This window comes from Citrobacter sp. MNAZ 1397, assembly GCF_023613995.1.
Classification (GTDB): Bacteria; Pseudomonadota; Gammaproteobacteria; order Enterobacterales; family Enterobacteriaceae; genus Phytobacter; species Phytobacter ursingii.
Genome location: NZ_JAKIVH010000001.1, coordinates 1003392 through 1018487, shown reverse-complemented (window position 1 = coordinate 1018487; position 15096 = coordinate 1003392). Strand labels below are relative to the sequence as shown.

The 15096-nt window shown below is 52.1% G+C and carries 13 protein-coding genes and 1 other RNA gene; 4 read left to right on the top strand and 10 right to left on the bottom strand.

Annotated elements, in window-relative coordinates; genetic code table 11:
- The first annotated feature begins 153 nt into the window (after positions 1-153).
- Positions 154-261, top strand: an RNA gene (rprA, locus tag L2097_RS04665) — antisense sRNA RprA.
- A 691-nt stretch (positions 262-952) separates the two neighbouring features.
- On the opposite strand, the gene L2097_RS04660 is transcribed toward rprA, so the two are convergent.
- Together L2097_RS04660 and ppsA are read right to left on the bottom strand one after the other, a co-directional pair.
- Entirely contained in the window at positions 953-1168 is a 216-nt protein-coding gene (locus tag L2097_RS04660) for a hypothetical protein (protein WP_047369999.1), read from the bottom strand.
- Between the two features lie 493 nt (positions 1169-1661).
- Positions 1662-4040, bottom strand: a complete 2379-nt coding sequence (ppsA, locus tag L2097_RS04655; RefSeq protein WP_250352219.1) for a phosphoenolpyruvate synthase — start codon at positions 4038-4040, stop codon at positions 1662-1664.
- A gap of 332 nt (positions 4041-4372) precedes the next feature.
- Here ppsA and ppsR point away from each other — a divergent pair, with 332 nt between their 5' ends.
- The 3 genes from ppsR to hemP all read left to right on the top strand — a co-directional run bounded on the left by ppsR (position 4373) and on the right by hemP (position 6732).
- A complete protein-coding gene (gene ppsR, locus L2097_RS04650; protein ID WP_047369997.1) occupies positions 4373-5206 on the top strand; it encodes a posphoenolpyruvate synthetase regulatory kinase/phosphorylase PpsR in 834 nt (277 codons plus the stop codon).
- A gap of 152 nt (positions 5207-5358) precedes the next feature.
- Positions 5359-6405 (top strand): 3-deoxy-7-phosphoheptulonate synthase AroH, encoded by a 1047-nt coding sequence (gene aroH, locus L2097_RS04645; protein WP_250352218.1) that lies wholly within the window; start codon positions 5359-5361, stop codon positions 6403-6405.
- Positions 6406-6540: 135 nt separating this feature from the next.
- The gene (gene hemP, locus L2097_RS04640; RefSeq protein WP_085006320.1) at positions 6541-6732 is read left to right on the top strand and encodes a hemin uptake protein HemP; all 192 of its coding nucleotides are present in this window, start codon (positions 6541-6543) and stop codon (positions 6730-6732) included.
- Positions 6733-6736: 4 nt separating this feature from the next.
- On the opposite strand, the gene selO is transcribed toward hemP, so the two are convergent.
- The 8 genes from selO to pheT all read right to left on the bottom strand — a co-directional run bounded on the left by selO (position 6737) and on the right by pheT (position 15090).
- Positions 6737-8179, bottom strand: a complete 1443-nt coding sequence (selO, locus tag L2097_RS04635; protein ID WP_250352217.1) for a protein adenylyltransferase SelO — start codon at positions 8177-8179, stop codon at positions 6737-6739.
- Between the two features lie 61 nt (positions 8180-8240).
- Positions 8241-8951 carry an EAL domain-containing protein gene (locus tag L2097_RS04630; protein ID WP_250352216.1) on the bottom strand — a complete coding sequence of 237 codons (711 nt, stop codon included), beginning with the start codon at positions 8949-8951 and terminating at the stop codon, positions 8241-8243.
- Positions 8952-9275: 324 nt separating this feature from the next.
- Positions 9276-9737 carry a C40 family peptidase gene (locus L2097_RS04625; protein WP_085006323.1) on the bottom strand — a complete coding sequence of 154 codons (462 nt, stop codon included), beginning with the start codon at positions 9735-9737 and terminating at the stop codon, positions 9276-9278.
- A 76-nt stretch (positions 9738-9813) separates the two neighbouring features.
- Positions 9814-10560 carry a vitamin B12 ABC transporter ATP-binding protein BtuD gene (gene btuD, locus L2097_RS04620; protein ID WP_047369992.1) on the bottom strand — a complete coding sequence of 249 codons (747 nt, stop codon included), beginning with the start codon at positions 10558-10560 and terminating at the stop codon, positions 9814-9816.
- Positions 10560-11111: a glutathione peroxidase gene (locus L2097_RS04615; RefSeq protein WP_047369991.1), complete on the bottom strand. Its 552-nt coding sequence runs from the start codon at positions 11109-11111 to the stop codon at positions 10560-10562. The genes btuD and L2097_RS04615 overlap by 1 nt, the downstream gene beginning before the upstream one ends.
- A 207-nt stretch (positions 11112-11318) precedes the next feature.
- Positions 11319-12299, bottom strand: coding sequence for a vitamin B12 ABC transporter permease BtuC (gene btuC, locus L2097_RS04610; protein WP_250352215.1), 981 nt, complete (start codon positions 12297-12299; stop codon positions 11319-11321).
- Positions 12300-12398: 99 nt separating this feature from the next.
- Positions 12399-12698: an integration host factor subunit alpha gene (gene ihfA, locus L2097_RS04605; protein ID WP_006820203.1), complete on the bottom strand. Its 300-nt coding sequence runs from the start codon at positions 12696-12698 to the stop codon at positions 12399-12401.
- 4 nt (positions 12699-12702) lie between these two features.
- Positions 12703-15090 carry a phenylalanine--tRNA ligase subunit beta gene (gene pheT / locus L2097_RS04600; protein WP_250352214.1) on the bottom strand — a complete coding sequence of 796 codons (2388 nt, stop codon included), beginning with the start codon at positions 15088-15090 and terminating at the stop codon, positions 12703-12705.
- Positions 15091-15096 lie beyond the last annotated feature (6 nt).

Below are 15096 nucleotides of genomic sequence, written 5' to 3'. Positions count from 1 at the left end.
GAAGCATTGCTAATCATTTATTTACTCTCCCTCCCGTGCGCAAGCCTCCTGACAAAAGGTTTGCGCCGTTTCCTCCGCAAAATCTTAACCACCGTTTAACTAATGAGACGAATCTGATCGACGCTAAAATCCCGGATAGCCTACTATAAGGTCACGGTTATAAATCAACACCTTGATTTATAAGCATGGAAATCCCCTGAGTGAAACAACGAATTGCTGTGTGTAGTCTTTGCCCATCTCCCACGATGGGCTTTTTTTTTACCCATCAAACAGGCTAATGCGGGGAAGCGTCAGCGATGCGGTTAACCGCCTGTCGTACCTCACCGGGGAGTATCCTGAATTGCCCATACGGCAAACAATAAAAAGCCGCCAGTGATAAACCATCTCATACATTCGCTCCTGTCATGACCGCACAGTCTACGACAGGGTTAGTGAAGTTAAAATACATGATGTTCTTCTTTACTGTCCTGAATAGCGATGTTGTCTGTCTTATCGTCATATTTAAAAGGGTAAATTCAACGGCATCCGCTGTGCTGTCCTGACTGTCGAAGACCTTCATGCCTTTTATCGTCGAACTATTTTCCTTCACGGCTATATCCAGCGTGACATGGGCTAACTCAGCATCGGTATAATCATATTTAATTACTAGCACAGCGTTAATACAGATAATGGACTGCTTCGCTCCCTATTCACTGGACTTGCTAAAACCGCGCAAGAATAAACACAGGAAGTTAATAATAATAACAATCGCATCATAGATTCACGTTAATGTCTGCCAGCGTCGAACCACATTGGGACATAAAAGTATTATATGCATCTTCGGTGTGTATTCTGAGGGCCTTTTCTCCCGCATCGCATAACTGCGCCAGCGTATTTTCACAATGGCGATTTTCATGGCTAAGCTCTCTCAGACGTGCGACGACAGCGCTCAGGGTATCCGTTTGATAGAAGTTCATTTTACGCCGTCCGTGTTGTTAAAATGCGCGCCGTTGCCGGTAACAGCGCAGGCTCCGTTATCCAGTACTGCGCCTATGGGCAGATAATCAAAGGCCAGATGCGCGGTACTGACATCCTGCCCGTCACACGCCTTAATATGTTCGTTATATGATGCGCAGCCATTAAGCGCCATGCAAGACAGTACGGTGATAATCAGCAAAAAACGTTTCATAGAATATACCTTAATTAAGAGGAGATAATCCGGATGAGCGAATATGAGACTTACCCACCACGATAGAAATAAACTCACAGGATCCTCTGGTTAATCGCACGCAAAGCCGCCTCAGCCATTAACAAACGGCCTGTCGTTATTTTGCGATTCTGATTGCCAGCTAAAATATAAGTACAAGACGTGAGCACGCCAGGGTAGCCATATTCGCACAGCAATACGCGGTCGCGTAAATTCCCTGCAATAGGCAAAAAGAATATATCTCTGACGCAGCACATGCGATCAGCGCTATCTGCATGGAATGGATAATTGAGTCGATGAATCGTGCAGATGTGTTAAAACGAGGCCAGTGTAATTCGATTGATGACACATCTCTAAGGTAAGCGTGCGCAAACACATTTTGTTTCAGCTAAGAATTAACTTATTTCAAGCGTATTTCGGCATAAAAAAACCTCACTCCCGCAGAAGTGAGGCTTTATCCGAAGGCACAGGGAGCTTATTTGTTCAGTTCAGCCAGCGTCAACCAGGTTTGAACCACGGTGTCCGGGTTCAGGGACAGGCTATCGATCCCCTCTTCCATCAGCCAGGCCGCAAAATCTTCATGGTCCGACGGGCCCTGACCACAGATCCCCACATATTTGCCGTGTTTTTTGGCGGCGCGAATGGCCATCGACAGCAGGGCTTTCACCGCATCATTACGCTCATCAAACAGCTCTGAGACAACGCCGGAATCGCGATCGAGGCCTAACGCCAGTTGCGTCATGTCGTTTGAGCCGATAGAGAAGCCGTCAAAGTACTCCAGGAACTGATCGGCCAGCAGCGCATTCGACGGGATCTCGCACATCATAATGATCTTGAGTCCGTTTTCACCTCGCTTGAGTCCCTGGCGTGCCAGCTCTTCCACCACCGCTTTCGCCTGCTCAACGGTGCGAACAAACGGGACCATAATTTCCACGTTGGTCAGCCCCATCTCGTTGCGCACGCGTTTCACCGCCTCACATTCCAGCGCGAAACAGTCGCGGAAGCTGTCGGAAACGTAGCGACCAGCACCACGGAAGCCGAGCATCGGGTTCTCTTCGTCCGGTTCATAACGTTCGCCGCCGACGAGGTTGGCATACTCATTGGATTTAAAATCTGACAATCGCACGATTACGCGTTTGGGATAGAATGCCGCCCCCAGCGTTGCAATACCCTCGGTCAGACGCCCGACGTAAAACTCTTTCGGCGAATCATAGCCTTTCATGATTTCGCGGATTTCGTTTTGCAGTTTCACGTCCTGGTCATCAAACTCCAGCAATGCACGCGGGTGCACGCCGATCATACGGTTGATGATAAATTCGAGGCGCGCCAGACCTACACCTTCATTCGGCAAGCAGGCAAAATCAAACGCTCTGTCCGGGTTGCCGACGTTCATCATGATTTTCAGCGGCAGCGCAGGCATTTCATCAATGCTTGAGCTTTTCACGCTAAAGTCGAGCATCTCGGCGTAGACATACCCCGTGTCCCCTTCGGCGCAGGAGACAGTCACCTTATCGCCATCTTTCATGCGTTCCGTTGCGTCACCGCAACCGACGACTGCCGGGATCCCCAGCTCACGCGCGATAATGGCTGCGTGGCAGGTACGGCCACCACGGTTGGTGACAATCGCGGCCGCTTTTTTCATGATCGGTTCCCAGTCCGGGTCGGTCATGTCAGTTACCAGCACATCACCTGCTTCGATACGATTCATTTCACTGATATCGTGAATCACTTTCACCGGACCGGCACCGATACGCTGACCAATCGCACGCCCTTCGGCGATGATTTTGCCCTGCGCATGCAGCGTGTAACGCTCCATTACTTTACCGCGAGAGCGCACGGTTTCCGGACGCGCCTGTACTATAAACAGTTTGCCAGTATGGCCGTCTTTCGCCCATTCAATGTCCATCGGCCGGCCATAGTGTTTTTCAATCTGCACAGCCTGTTTCGCCAGTTCCTGCACTTCCTCATTGGTCAGCGAGAAGCGATCGCGATTAGCCTGTTCAACGTCCTCAATACGCACCTGCTTGCCATGCTCCTGGGTCGGCGCATAGACCATGCGAATTTTCTTCGACCCCATCGTGCGGCGCACGATAGCCGGACGCCCTGCCGCCAGCGTTGGCTTGTGAACATAAAATTCATCCGGGTTCACTGCCCCCTGTACCACCATCTCACCCAGGCCCCAGGCCGCGGTGACGAATACCACCTGATCGAAGCCGGATTCGGTGTCGATAGAGAACATGACGCCGGAAGAACCGATGTCCGAACGTACCATCCGTTGCACCCCGGCCGAGAGCGCTACGCCGCGATGATCGTAACCCTGGTGTACGCGGTAGGAGATCGCACGGTCGTTGAACAGGGAAGCGAAGACATGCTTCACCGCCACCAGCACAGCGTCATACCCCTGCACGTTCAGGAAGGTTTCCTGCTGGCCCGCAAAGGAAGCGTCGGGCATATCTTCTGCCGTCGCAGAAGAGCGCACAGCAAAGGATGCCTGCTCGTCATCAGCGGACAGTTTGGCATATGCCTGATGGATTGCCTCTTCAAACGCCGGCTGGAACGGGGTATCGACTATCCACTGGCGAATCTGCGCGCCAGCTTTCGCCAGCTCGGAAACGTCGTCAATGTCCGTTTTATCCAGCAGGTCATAGATGCGCTGATTCAGGCCGCTTTGATCGAGAAACTGGTTAAACGCATCGGCAGTGGTTGCAAACCCATTAGGTACGCTTACGCCCATACCGGACAGATTCGTAATCATCTCACCAAGGGAGGCATTTTTGCCCCCAACTCTGTCTACATCATTCATGCCGAGTTGGTCATACCAAAGCACCAGCGGAGACGAGCCATTGTTGGACATCTAAACAATCCTTTTGTGATATTTGAATGGGGTAATAAAGCATTTACTACCTTTTCATCCTGGCATAATTATTCCGCCTGAAAAAACGGTGAATCGTTCAAGCAATTTAAATTTTTGTCTTTTCGGACACTTTCCCGTCAATGGTTACGTATCTGATAATCGGAAAAACCTCAAAATCATTCTTTTTTTGCGCCCATAATAAAAATGAACCGTACTTTTCATTAAAAACAAAAATAGTGTTTCACTTTAAAAATTCAGAAAAGGCGCTACGCAGATGCGTGACTTTAATTTATGCTTTCAGATAATTACGCATGACAATCAGGAAGGGTAAAATGGACAGCGCTGTGGATCGCCAGGTTTTTTATATTTCCGATGGTACCGCTATCACTGCAGAGGTATTAGGCCATGCGGTGATGTCGCAATTCCCTGTCGCCATCAATAGCATCACGCTGCCGTTCGTGGAGAATGAAAGCCGCGCCAGAGCAGTGAAAGAGCAGATTGACGCTATCTATCAGCAGACGGGCGTACGACCGTTAGTGTTTTATTCCATCGTACTACCAGAAATCCGAACCATTATTTTACAGAGTGAAGGATTCTGTCAGGACATTGTTCAGGCACTGGTTGCGCCACTACAGCAAGAATTAAAACTCGACCCGACACCTATTGCGCATCGCACCCATGGGTTAAATCCAGGCAACCTGATAAAATATGACGCAAGGATTGCCGCTATTGATTACACGCTGGCTCACGACGACGGTATTTCGTTGCGCAACCTGGATCAGGCCCAGGTGATTTTGCTGGGTGTTTCTCGTTGCGGTAAAACGCCAACCAGCCTTTATCTGGCAATGCAATTCGGTATTCGCGCAGCTAATTATCCTTTTATTGCCGATGACATGGATAATCTCGTCCTGCCTGTCTCACTCAAACCTCTCCAGCATAAATTATTTGGTCTGACCATTAATCCGGAACGTCTGGCGGCTATTCGCGAAGAGCGCCGGGAAAATAGCCGTTACGCTTCATTACGCCAGTGCCGTATGGAAGTGGCAGAGGTGGAAGCGCTTTACCGCAAAAATCAGATACCGTGGTTAAACAGTACCAACTATTCGGTTGAAGAGATCGCCACCAAAATTCTCGACATGATGGGGCTAAACCGTCGCATGTACTAACACACTAGTACGTGGGTGACATTTTTGCTATCATGCTGGCCTTCGATGTGATGCGCATCACAACCTGCTATTGAATTAAGCAAGGATTGGTTTAAGGTGTGCGCATCGCCTCCGGCATTTGGCCGTTTGAGCACAAAATTTTGAGAATTCTGATGAACAAAACCGATGAACTTCGCACTGCGCGCATCGAGAGCCTGGTCACGCCGGCTGAGTTAGCGCAGCGGCATCCCGTTTCCCTTGCGGTTGCCGAACATGTCACCCAATCCCGTCGCCGTATCGAGAAAATCCTTAACGGTGAAGATAAACGGCTGTTAGTGATTATTGGCCCGTGCTCTATCCACGATCTGGATGCCGCGATGGATTATGCCCGTCGCCTGCAGGGGTTAAGGCAAAAGCACAGTGCGCAACTGGAAATTGTGATGCGCACCTATTTTGAAAAACCGCGAACCGTGGTGGGCTGGAAAGGGTTAATTTCCGATCCCGATCTGAACGGCAGCTACCGCGTTAATCATGGTATCGAACTGGCGCGCAAACTCCTGCTCGCAGTCAATGAACTGGGTGTACCGACAGCGACCGAATTTCTGGATATGGTGACGGGACAGTTTATTGCTGACCTGATTAGTTGGGGCGCTATTGGCGCACGCACGACAGAAAGTCAGATCCACCGCGAAATGGCCTCGGCGCTCTCCTGCCCGGTAGGTTTCAAAAACGGTACCGACGGTAATACCCGGATTGCGGTGGACGCGATTCGCGCTTCCCGCACCAGCCATATGTTCCTCTCACCGGACAAGAGCGGACAGATGACGATCTATCAGACCAGCGGTAACCCTTACGGACATGTCATTATGCGTGGCGGTAAAAAACCCAACTTCTACGCCGAAGACATTGCCGCCGCCTGCGCTACCCTGCGCGAATTTGATCTACCGGAGCAACTGGTCGTCGATTTCAGCCACGGCAACTGCCAGAAACAGCACCGTCGCCAGCTTGAGGTATGCGATGATATCTGTGAGCAGATTCGTGGCGGCTCCACAGCAATTGCGGGGGTTATGGCCGAGAGTTTCCTGCAAGAAGGCACGCAAAAGATCGTCAAAGGCCAGCCGCTGGTCTATGGCCAGTCCATCACTGACCCTTGCCTGAGCTGGGAAGACAGCAAAGTGTTGCTCGAAAAACTCGCTGCTGCCGTCACATCTCGTCTGTAACTCTTTTTCCCGTCGGGTCTCCCGGCGGGACGCACTCCCTACCCCAAATGATTGGTTTTTAAAATATGACTTGCAGCCCACTTCGCTGATATTAATAATAATTATCATTGTCATATCCATACAGTTACCCGTGCCATGTCGAACAAGGATAAGCCGACCGCTCCGGCAGAGAAACAACCGGCCAGCCCGGCAGTCATCCTTCCCGAGGATCGCAGAATCAGCAGCAAAACGCTATTGGGGGATGCGGCGCGCGTTGTCATCGAGCATCAGGGACAAGAATATCTCTTGCGACAGACGCACGCCGGGAAATTGATACTAACGAAGTAGAGACTCAGCTTGAACAGCTGACCTCCAGCCTTTTACCCCAGTCAGGTGGGCGTCGGCTATAGTCATCGTTGCGATCCGCATAAGGCTCACGCAGGACGGCATGCAGACGCTCCAGCTCTTCGGTACTGCCCTGCTCCGCCTGTTCAATCGCCCGCTGCGCGAGCCAGTTGCGCAGCACAACCGCCGGGTTCACGCTTTGCATCAGTTGCTGACGTTGCGCATCCGAAATGTGCTCCTGCGCCAGACGCGCGCGGTAACGACTAAACCAGCTGTCAAACGCTTCGCGATCGATAAATTCATCACGTAACGCGCTGCTGGCGCTCATCTGTTCGGTATGGCTTAACATGCGGAACGTACGGGTATAATCGCTGCCTTCACGTTCCATCAGAGCGAAGAGATCGCTTAACAACACATTGTCATCTTTTTGCTGGCTAAAAAAACCCAGTTTCTGGCGCATCAATATGCCATATTCGCTCAGCAATACGGGCTGATAACTGTCCAGTGCTGCATTGAGCACATCGGCACTCATGAACGGCGACAGGGTTTGCGCCAGTCGCTGCAGATTCCACAGGGCAATGGTCGGCTGGTTATCAAAGCTGTAACGTCCCTGATAGTCAGAGTGATTGCAGATAAAGCCGGGCTGATAATCATCAAGAAAACCAAAGGGGCCATAATCAATGGTCAGCCCGAGGATCGACATATTGTCCGTATTCATCACCCCATGAGCAAAGCCCACCGCCTGCCAGCGTGCCATCAGCGCAGCGGTACGGGCGATGACATCCCGGAACCAGATGTCATATTTGTCGGTCTCATCCAGCAGATGAGGCCAGTAATGACGAATCACAAAATCTGTCAGCTGGCGTACCTTTTCTGGTTCGCGCCGATAATAGAAGTGCTCAAAGTGACCAAAGCGGATATGACTTTGCGCAATACGCATCATCATTGCCCCCTGTTCGACGCTTTCGCGATAAACAGGCGTGTCGCTGGTAACAATTGAAAGCGCACGCGTCGTTGCGATCCCCAGATGATGCATTGCCTCAGAAGCCAGGCTTTCACGAATGGTTGAACGCAGAACAGCGCGACCATCACCCATGCGGGAATAGGGCGTAAGCCCGGCGCCTTTAAGGTGCCAGTCCAGCGTTGTGCCATCGGGCAAGCGCTGTTCGCCGAGCAGGATACCGCGCCCGTCGCCCAGCTGTCCCGCCCAGACGCCAAACTGATGTCCGCTATAGACCTGGGAAAGCGGCGACATGCCGGGAAGCAGCGTTTCGCCACCCCATACACCTGCCCCCTCTTCGGGGGCAAAAAGGGCGGGATCGATACCCATCGCTTCTGCCAGTGCTGCATTATGCCAAAGCAGCCGCGCATGACTCAGTGGTGTCGGGGAAAGGCTGGTATAAAAACCTGGCAGCTCATCGCGCCAGCGGGTAATAAAAGACAGGGCCATAGTTCCTCCTGTCTTTATTGTAGTGTGTTTATATGATGTTAAATACGGGTTAAAGGCAAGGTTATCCCTGGACCAGACTGGTGATTTGAGCGGCAGGGACTGCCGGCCATAACGTCCCCTGCATGGCGCTGAACTGATACGGCTTCACCCGCTTTAAGGTTTTTTCATCGTCAATACCGTCAATCATTACTGAACGGCAATAAGGGGAAATTTGTGAGACGATTGCACGCATGAAGGGTTCAAATGAACGCGACGCCAGGCGTTGATGAATAAAATTTTTATCCAGCGTCACCCGCCTGAAAAGCCCATCAAATATGGCGCGAGTGGAAGCCGACCCGGCACCAAAATTTCTCAGGATTAAGGGATAACGTTCGCTAAACGCGACGAGTGAATTATTTTCATTGCCCTTTGTCAGGTTGGGATAATTCTCATTCACAGTAAATTCGAGGAAAGGATATGTCGTTATCGTCTCTTCAGGTACCGCATTCGAGAGTAACGCATCGACAATAACGGGTGAAATATTTATCCAGGCGAGAAGTTGATGCTGAATAAAGAATAACTTACAGGATTCAAGTAATTCTAATTGCTCAGTAAAAAGCGTCAGCGTTTCGTCTGCGCTCAGGCGTGGCACTATCCGCTCTGCAGGGGCCCTTACAGCGCCCGCTCCAACGAAATTGACCACAATTTCAATTCCGACAAGCGTACCGTAACCATTGCGCGCAGGCTGTAGTAAAAACTCTGAGCGATAGGTGTCATCAAACGAGACGATCATGGTGCCAACCCCGCATTAAGGTTGATATCCTGCATCGAAAAACCAATGCGCACATGCTTCAACGTAGTTGAACTAAAGAAAACTGACTTCATCATTTCCCATTATATTGTCGAAAATTCCTTATTTTCGTGCGCAAGCTTATCCTGGTTAAATTGCCCATACCAGCGCCTGCTACGATACTGACAGCCCTTTAAGGTAACGAACAGTTAAATAATAAATATTGAAGAAAGAATGAATGAACAGTGAGGAAAATAACAAAATTTGCGTTTAGTTCACAAAAGCAGCGAACCGGCCAGCCATTCGCTGCTTGTTGTCGGAAGGGGATCAGATACGACGCGCCTGCCAGAAATTCTTCCGCCAGTAGACATTGTTTAATGAAGAACGCACGACCCCCTGACTGGTCGACGCATGGATAAACGCATTATCGGTATCGTAGATGCCTACATGCAGACCGTTATCACCGGAGCCCGTTTTAAAAAACACTAGATCGCCAGGCAGCAGTTCATCTTTATCTATTTTCGTTCCCACTTCCGCCTGTTTACGCGTATCGCGGGGAAGGACAAGGTTAAATTTATCGCGGAAGGTCATCATCACGAAGGCGGAACAATCGACGCCATTGCGGCTCATGCCGCCATAGCGATAAGGGGTGCCACGCCAGTCACGCAGTTGATCATTCAACCCGGCAATGACGGTGATGGAATCAGAAAGGCGAGCGTTAGGCGGCGGCGCACGATGACTGCTGCACCCTGAAAGAATTAATACCGCCAGAAGAAACCAGATGCGCATCCAGCAAAACCTCTATTTTCGTTATGCTGGAATAATTTAGCGTGTGAATTGCAATCCTTGCAAGTTTCGTTTGCTGCTATATCTCTGGAATGAGCATCCGGTGACCAGCCAGGTCGAGACGGCGGAATGGCATACCGTATGCCGATGCCAGATTTTGTGGCGTTAATACCTCATCACGTGGGCCACTGGCAATCAGTTTGCCCTGCCGGAGTAGCCACACCTGATGCGCACGACGTAGCGAATGGTTAAGATCGTGGCTACTCATCACAACGGTGATCCCTGCCACCACCAGCTCGCTTAAAATGCCATCCAGTGCGGCCTGCTGGGCAACATCCAGACTGTTCATCGGCTCGTCTAATAACAAGAGTTGCCCATCCGCATTAGCGGCCGGATGAATTTGCGCAATCACCGCAGCCAGCCGAACCCGCTGCCATTCCCCACCGGAGAGCTGATTGACAGTGCGCCCCAGCTTATCCCCCAGTCCGAGTTTATGCGTAATCTCTTCAACCACGCTGTCGTTGATCTGCTGATGCTGATGCAGTGACAAATAATGCCATACCGGCATGGCGAAGGGGGGCGTCTGCTGCTGGGCCAGGTAAGCGCGATGGCGAGCCAGTTGTGGCGCATGCCATTGCGCCAGCGGACGCCCATTTAGCTGCACACAGCCCTTTCCTTGCGTCAACCCGGCGATACGCGCCAGGAGCGTGCTTTTCCCGGCGCCATTTGGCCCGACCAGGTGCAACATTTGCGCGTTGTCGACCAGGGCCGTAACAGGCCCCAGCCTTCCAGCTTCCTCAAGAGCATGAAGTTGCAGCAACGGCATTATTTTGCCAGCGCCAGCTTAATCGCTTCCATCAGGATAGGATCTTCGGGCGTCATATCCGGCGAGAAGCGCTGAACCACCTGACCATCGCGGCCGATCAGGAATTTTTCAAAGTTCCACAGGATGTCATCCGGATAGAGCGGCGCGCGCCCTTTGCTGGCCATGCGTTCGTAAAAACCGCTACCTTCCGGGGCGACAGCTTTCGGCACAGCGGCAATCAGTTTCCGATACAAAGGATGACGGTTTTCACCGTTGACATCGACTTTGGCTGCCATTGGGAAAGTTACGCCATAGGTAGTGCTGCAGAAGGTTTTGATTTCTTCTTCACTGCCCGGCTCCTGCCCGGCAAACTGATTGCATGGAAAGCCCAGCACGACAAAACCGTCTTTCTCCCAGGCTTTCTGAATATTCTCCAGCTGCTCATACTGCGGCGTCAGGCCGCATTTGGATGCCACATTCACCACCAGAATAACCTTGCCCTGGTACTTTTCCAGTGTGATATGTTCGCCATCAATCGTCGTAATCTCGGTGTTCAAAATATCCTGGTGCATAGCATCCCCTCAGTCGGTTCATTCAGACGCCGGATCTCTCGCCCGGCCAGTCATTAATAATAGCCAGATAATGCGTGATAGTCCTTCTTCTGTCATGTAGCAAAAATGATGTAAAAACAGTCAATCAGGCGAGTTTCCTTTTTTTGACGCGTCGTTGTTACACACTTTTACGTTATTGTTGCCTGCAGGTTATGACGTCCTCAACCCTTAGCGTTTTGCCGTGAGCAAGAGCCAGATGAACACCGGCGCCCCCAGCGTTGCCGTCACAACACCAATAGGTAATTCTGCGGCGCTCAGCGCCATTCGGGCGACGATATCGGCAAACAGCAGTGTCGTCGCCCCCGCAAGCGCGCAGGCGGGCAGAAGCGCACGATGGTCGGTGAGCCCACATAGACGAAGAATATGGGGAATCACCAGGCCAATAAAGCCAATCGAGCCAGCCAGCGCGACACTGACGCCCACCATCCAGCCCGTTGCCACGACCAGCACATTGCGCCAGAACCACAGAGGTAACCCGAGTTGACGGGCAGATGTCTCACCCAGCGCAAGTACGTTGAGTGGCTGCGACTGAAAGCACGTCCACCCCATCACCGGTAGCAGTGCGACCATCAGCCAGCTTTGTCGCCAGTCAACGCCGCCAAAACCGCCCATCATCCAGTACATGAGCTGACGCAGGTCGAAAGAAGTGGAGAAGTAGATGGCCCAGGTCATCAGTGCGCTACAAATGATCCCTAACGCGACGCCCGCTAACAGTAGACGGCTGGTCGACAAATGCCGTCGGGCAAAGCGCAGCAGAATAAGTGTGATGACCAGAGCTCCGGCAATGGCACAAAGTCCCAGCGCCCAGCCGGGCAATACGCCTTTTCCCAGCAGCACTGCGGCTATCAAACCCACCCCCGCGCCGTTAGACACACCCAAAAGCCCTGGTTCGGCCAGCGGATTCTCAAATAACGCCTGCATAATAGCGCCGCTTAACGCCAGCGCCGCCCCCACCAGCAACACGGCTAGCGTACGGGGTAGGCGTATTTGCCAGACAAAAAGTTGCCCACGGGCCTCGAACCAGTTTGCAGGACCAATCCACTGATCGCCCACACACAGGCTTATAAACAGCGCGATCAGCAAAAGCAGCGCAAGGCCGCAGAGCCACTGACCATTGCGACGCTGTTGGAGTTGTGCGTAATTCAGCATGCAGTTCAATTAATGCGTTATTGAGTGAGTTGATTTTAAAGAGGGTATTCAGTGCTGAAAGAAAAAGGCCGCGATTGCGGCCTTTTTAATTAGTCCAGATTACTCTGCTTTGGGCGAAGCGTTTTCGACGCGGCTTTTTAACTTCTGGCCGGGTCTGAAGGTCACCACGCGCCGGGCTGTAATGGGAATATCCTCGCCCGTTTTCGGGTTACGTCCCGGACGTTGATTCTTATCACGCAGGTCGAAATTGCCAAAGCCGGAGAGTTTTACCTGCTCGCCATTTTCCAAAGCACGACGGATCTCTTCGAAAAACAGCTCTACCAGCTCTTTAGCATCTCGCTTGCTAAGCCCAAGCTTATCAAACAGATATTCGGACATTTCAGCTTTTGTAAGCGCCATAGGTTCAATCCCTCAATGATGCCTGGAATCGCTCTTTTAATGCCTCTACACATTTGGCGACGGTAGCGGCAATCTCCTCTTCTTCGAGTGTACGGCTGGTATCCTGAAGGATCAGGCTAATGGCGAGGCTCTTATACCCCTCCGCAACACCCTTACCGCGGTACACGTCAAATAAGTTTACGCCAACTACCTGATTTACGCCAACTTTCTTACATTCGTCTAAAATATCCGCCGCGGCCACATTTTCAGCGACCACGACAGCGATATCGCGACGGTTCGCCGGGAAGCGAGAAATCTCCTGCGCCTGAGGAACCACGCGGTCTGCGACCTTATTCCACTCCAGTTCAAACACCAGCGTACGACCATTCAGATCGAGCTTACGTTCCAGCTCCGGATGCACGACACCGATGAAACCAACATATTCATCTTTCAGATAAATCGCTGCGGATTGCCCAGGATGCAGTGCCGGAATCGCCTCTGCGCGGAACTCAATCGCGGACAATTTACCGGTCAGGTCGAGTAAGGATTCCAGATCGCCTTTCAGGTCGAAGAAATCAACACTGCCTTTAGCCAGATCCCAATGCTCTTCATAGCGGTTACCGCAGATGGCACCCGCCAGCATCAGATCCTGACGAATACCTAAAGGCGCCTGTGTATCCGGCACAAAACGCAGACCGGTCTCGAAGATACGCACACGGCTCTGCTGGCGGTTCTGGTTATAGACGATCGTTCCGAGCAGACCGGTCAGCAATGACAGGCGCATGGCCGACATTTCGCTGGAGATCGGGCTTGGAAGAATCAGCGCCTCTTCTCCCGGATGGATCAACTGCTGAACTTTCGGATCAACGAAACTGTAGGTGATCACTTCCTGGTAGCCTTTGTCATTCAGCAGCGTTTTAACGCGTTTGAGCGACAGATTGGCTTCGCGGTGTGACCCCATCACCAGCCCGGCTTGTACCGGTGCGTTCGGGATGTTGTTATACCCGTACAGGCGCGCAACCTCTTCTACCAGGTCTTCTTCGATCTCCATATCGAAACGCCAGCTCGGCGCAACAGCCAGCCACTCATCCTGACCTTCGGTAACGTCACACCCCAGGCGTTTAAGGATGTCGGTAACCAGCTCATCTGCAATGTGATGACCAATCAGGCGATCCAGCTTGCTGCGGCGCAGACGGATGGTCGCACGTTTTGGCAGTGTGGCTTCATTGGTGATATCAACTACCGGACCGGCTTCACCACCACAGATATCGATCAGCAAACGGGTAGCCCGTTCCATTGCTTTGTACTGCAACGCCGGATCCACACCACGTTCATAGCGATGCGAAGCATCCGTGTGCAAACCATGACGACGCGCACGACCAGTGATGGACAGCGGGCTGAAGAACGCACATTCCAGCAGCACGTTTTGTGTCTCGCTGTTCACGCCAGAATGCTCACCACCAAAGATGCCGCCCATCGCCAGCGCTTTATGGTGGTCAGCAATGACCAGCGTGTCAGTCGCCAGTTTGGCTTCGCTACCGTCGAGCAGTACCAGCGTTTCGTTCTCTTTCGCCATACGGACAACGATACCGCCGTCGATACGATCCAGATCGAAGGCATGCATCGGCTGACCCAGCTCCAGCAGAACATAGTTGGTCACGTCCACAACCGCGTCGATAGAACGCACACCACAGCGACGCAGTTTTTCTTTCATCCACAGCGGGGTCGGCGCTTGTACATTGATGCCTTTAACTACACGTCCCAGATAACGCGGGCACGCATCCGCGGCATCAACGGTGATCGGCAGCGTGTCGTTAATGGTGGCAGCAACCGGAGCAATTTCCGGCTCAACCAGCGGTGCTTTGTTCAGCGCGGCGACATCACGGGCGACACCGATGATCCCTAAGCAGTCAGCACGGTTCGGCGTCACGCTGATTTCGATGGTGTTGTCATCGAGTTTCAGATAGTCGCGGATATCAGTACCAATCGCGGCATCCAACGGCAGTTCGATAATGCCGCTGTGGTCGTCGGAAATTCCCAGCTCAGAGAAAGAGCACAGCATGCCTTCTGACGGTTCGCCGCGCAGTTTGGCCGCTTTAATTTTGAAGTCACCCGGCAGTACTGCACCGATGGTGGCAACAGCAACTTTCAGCCCCTGGCGGCAGTTAGGCGCGCCACAGACGATATCCAGCAGGCGTTCGCCGCCCACATTCACTTTGGTGACACGCAATTTGTCGGCATTCGGGTGCTGACCACACTCTACAACTTCACCCACAACCACGCCGTTAAAGGCGCCAGCCACCGGCTCGACACCGTCAACTTCCAGGCCAGCCATGGTGATTTGGTCGGAAAGCGCTTCACTATCGACAGCCGGGTTAACCCACTCGCGTAACCACAGTTCACTGAATTTCATTATTTA

Excerpts from the sequence above, each read along its gene's own strand:
- L2097_RS04660 (WP_047369999.1), bottom strand. The coding sequence starts at position 1,168 with ATGAAACGTTTTTTGCTGATTATCACCGTACTGTCTTGCATGGCGCTT.
- L2097_RS04615 (WP_047369991.1), bottom strand. The coding sequence starts at position 11,111 with ATGCACCAGGATATTTTGAACACCGAGATTACGACGATTGATGGCGAA.
- selO (WP_250352217.1), bottom strand. The coding sequence starts at position 8,179 with ATGGCCCTGTCTTTTATTACCCGCTGGCGCGATGAGCTGCCAGGTTTT.
- ppsA (WP_250352219.1), bottom strand. The coding sequence starts at position 4,040 with ATGTCCAACAATGGCTCGTCTCCGCTGGTGCTTTGGTATGACCAACTC.
- btuC (WP_250352215.1), bottom strand. The coding sequence starts at position 12,299 with ATGCTGAATTACGCACAACTCCAACAGCGTCGCAATGGTCAGTGGCTC.
- L2097_RS04625 (WP_085006323.1), bottom strand. The coding sequence starts at position 9,737 with ATGCGCATCTGGTTTCTTCTGGCGGTATTAATTCTTTCAGGGTGCAGC.
- ihfA (WP_006820203.1), bottom strand. The coding sequence starts at position 12,698 with ATGGCGCTTACAAAAGCTGAAATGTCCGAATATCTGTTTGATAAGCTT.
- pheT (WP_250352214.1), bottom strand. The coding sequence starts at position 15,090 with ATGAAATTCAGTGAACTGTGGTTACGCGAGTGGGTTAACCCGGCTGTC.
- aroH (WP_250352218.1), top strand. The coding sequence starts at position 5,359 with ATGAACAAAACCGATGAACTTCGCACTGCGCGCATCGAGAGCCTGGTC.
- hemP (WP_085006320.1), top strand. The coding sequence starts at position 6,541 with ATGTCGAACAAGGATAAGCCGACCGCTCCGGCAGAGAAACAACCGGCC.
- ppsR (WP_047369997.1), top strand. The coding sequence starts at position 4,373 with ATGGACAGCGCTGTGGATCGCCAGGTTTTTTATATTTCCGATGGTACC.
- L2097_RS04630 (WP_250352216.1), bottom strand. The coding sequence starts at position 8,951 with ATGATCGTCTCGTTTGATGACACCTATCGCTCAGAGTTTTTACTACAG.
- btuD (WP_047369992.1), bottom strand. The coding sequence starts at position 10,560 with ATGCCGTTGCTGCAACTTCATGCTCTTGAGGAAGCTGGAAGGCTGGGG.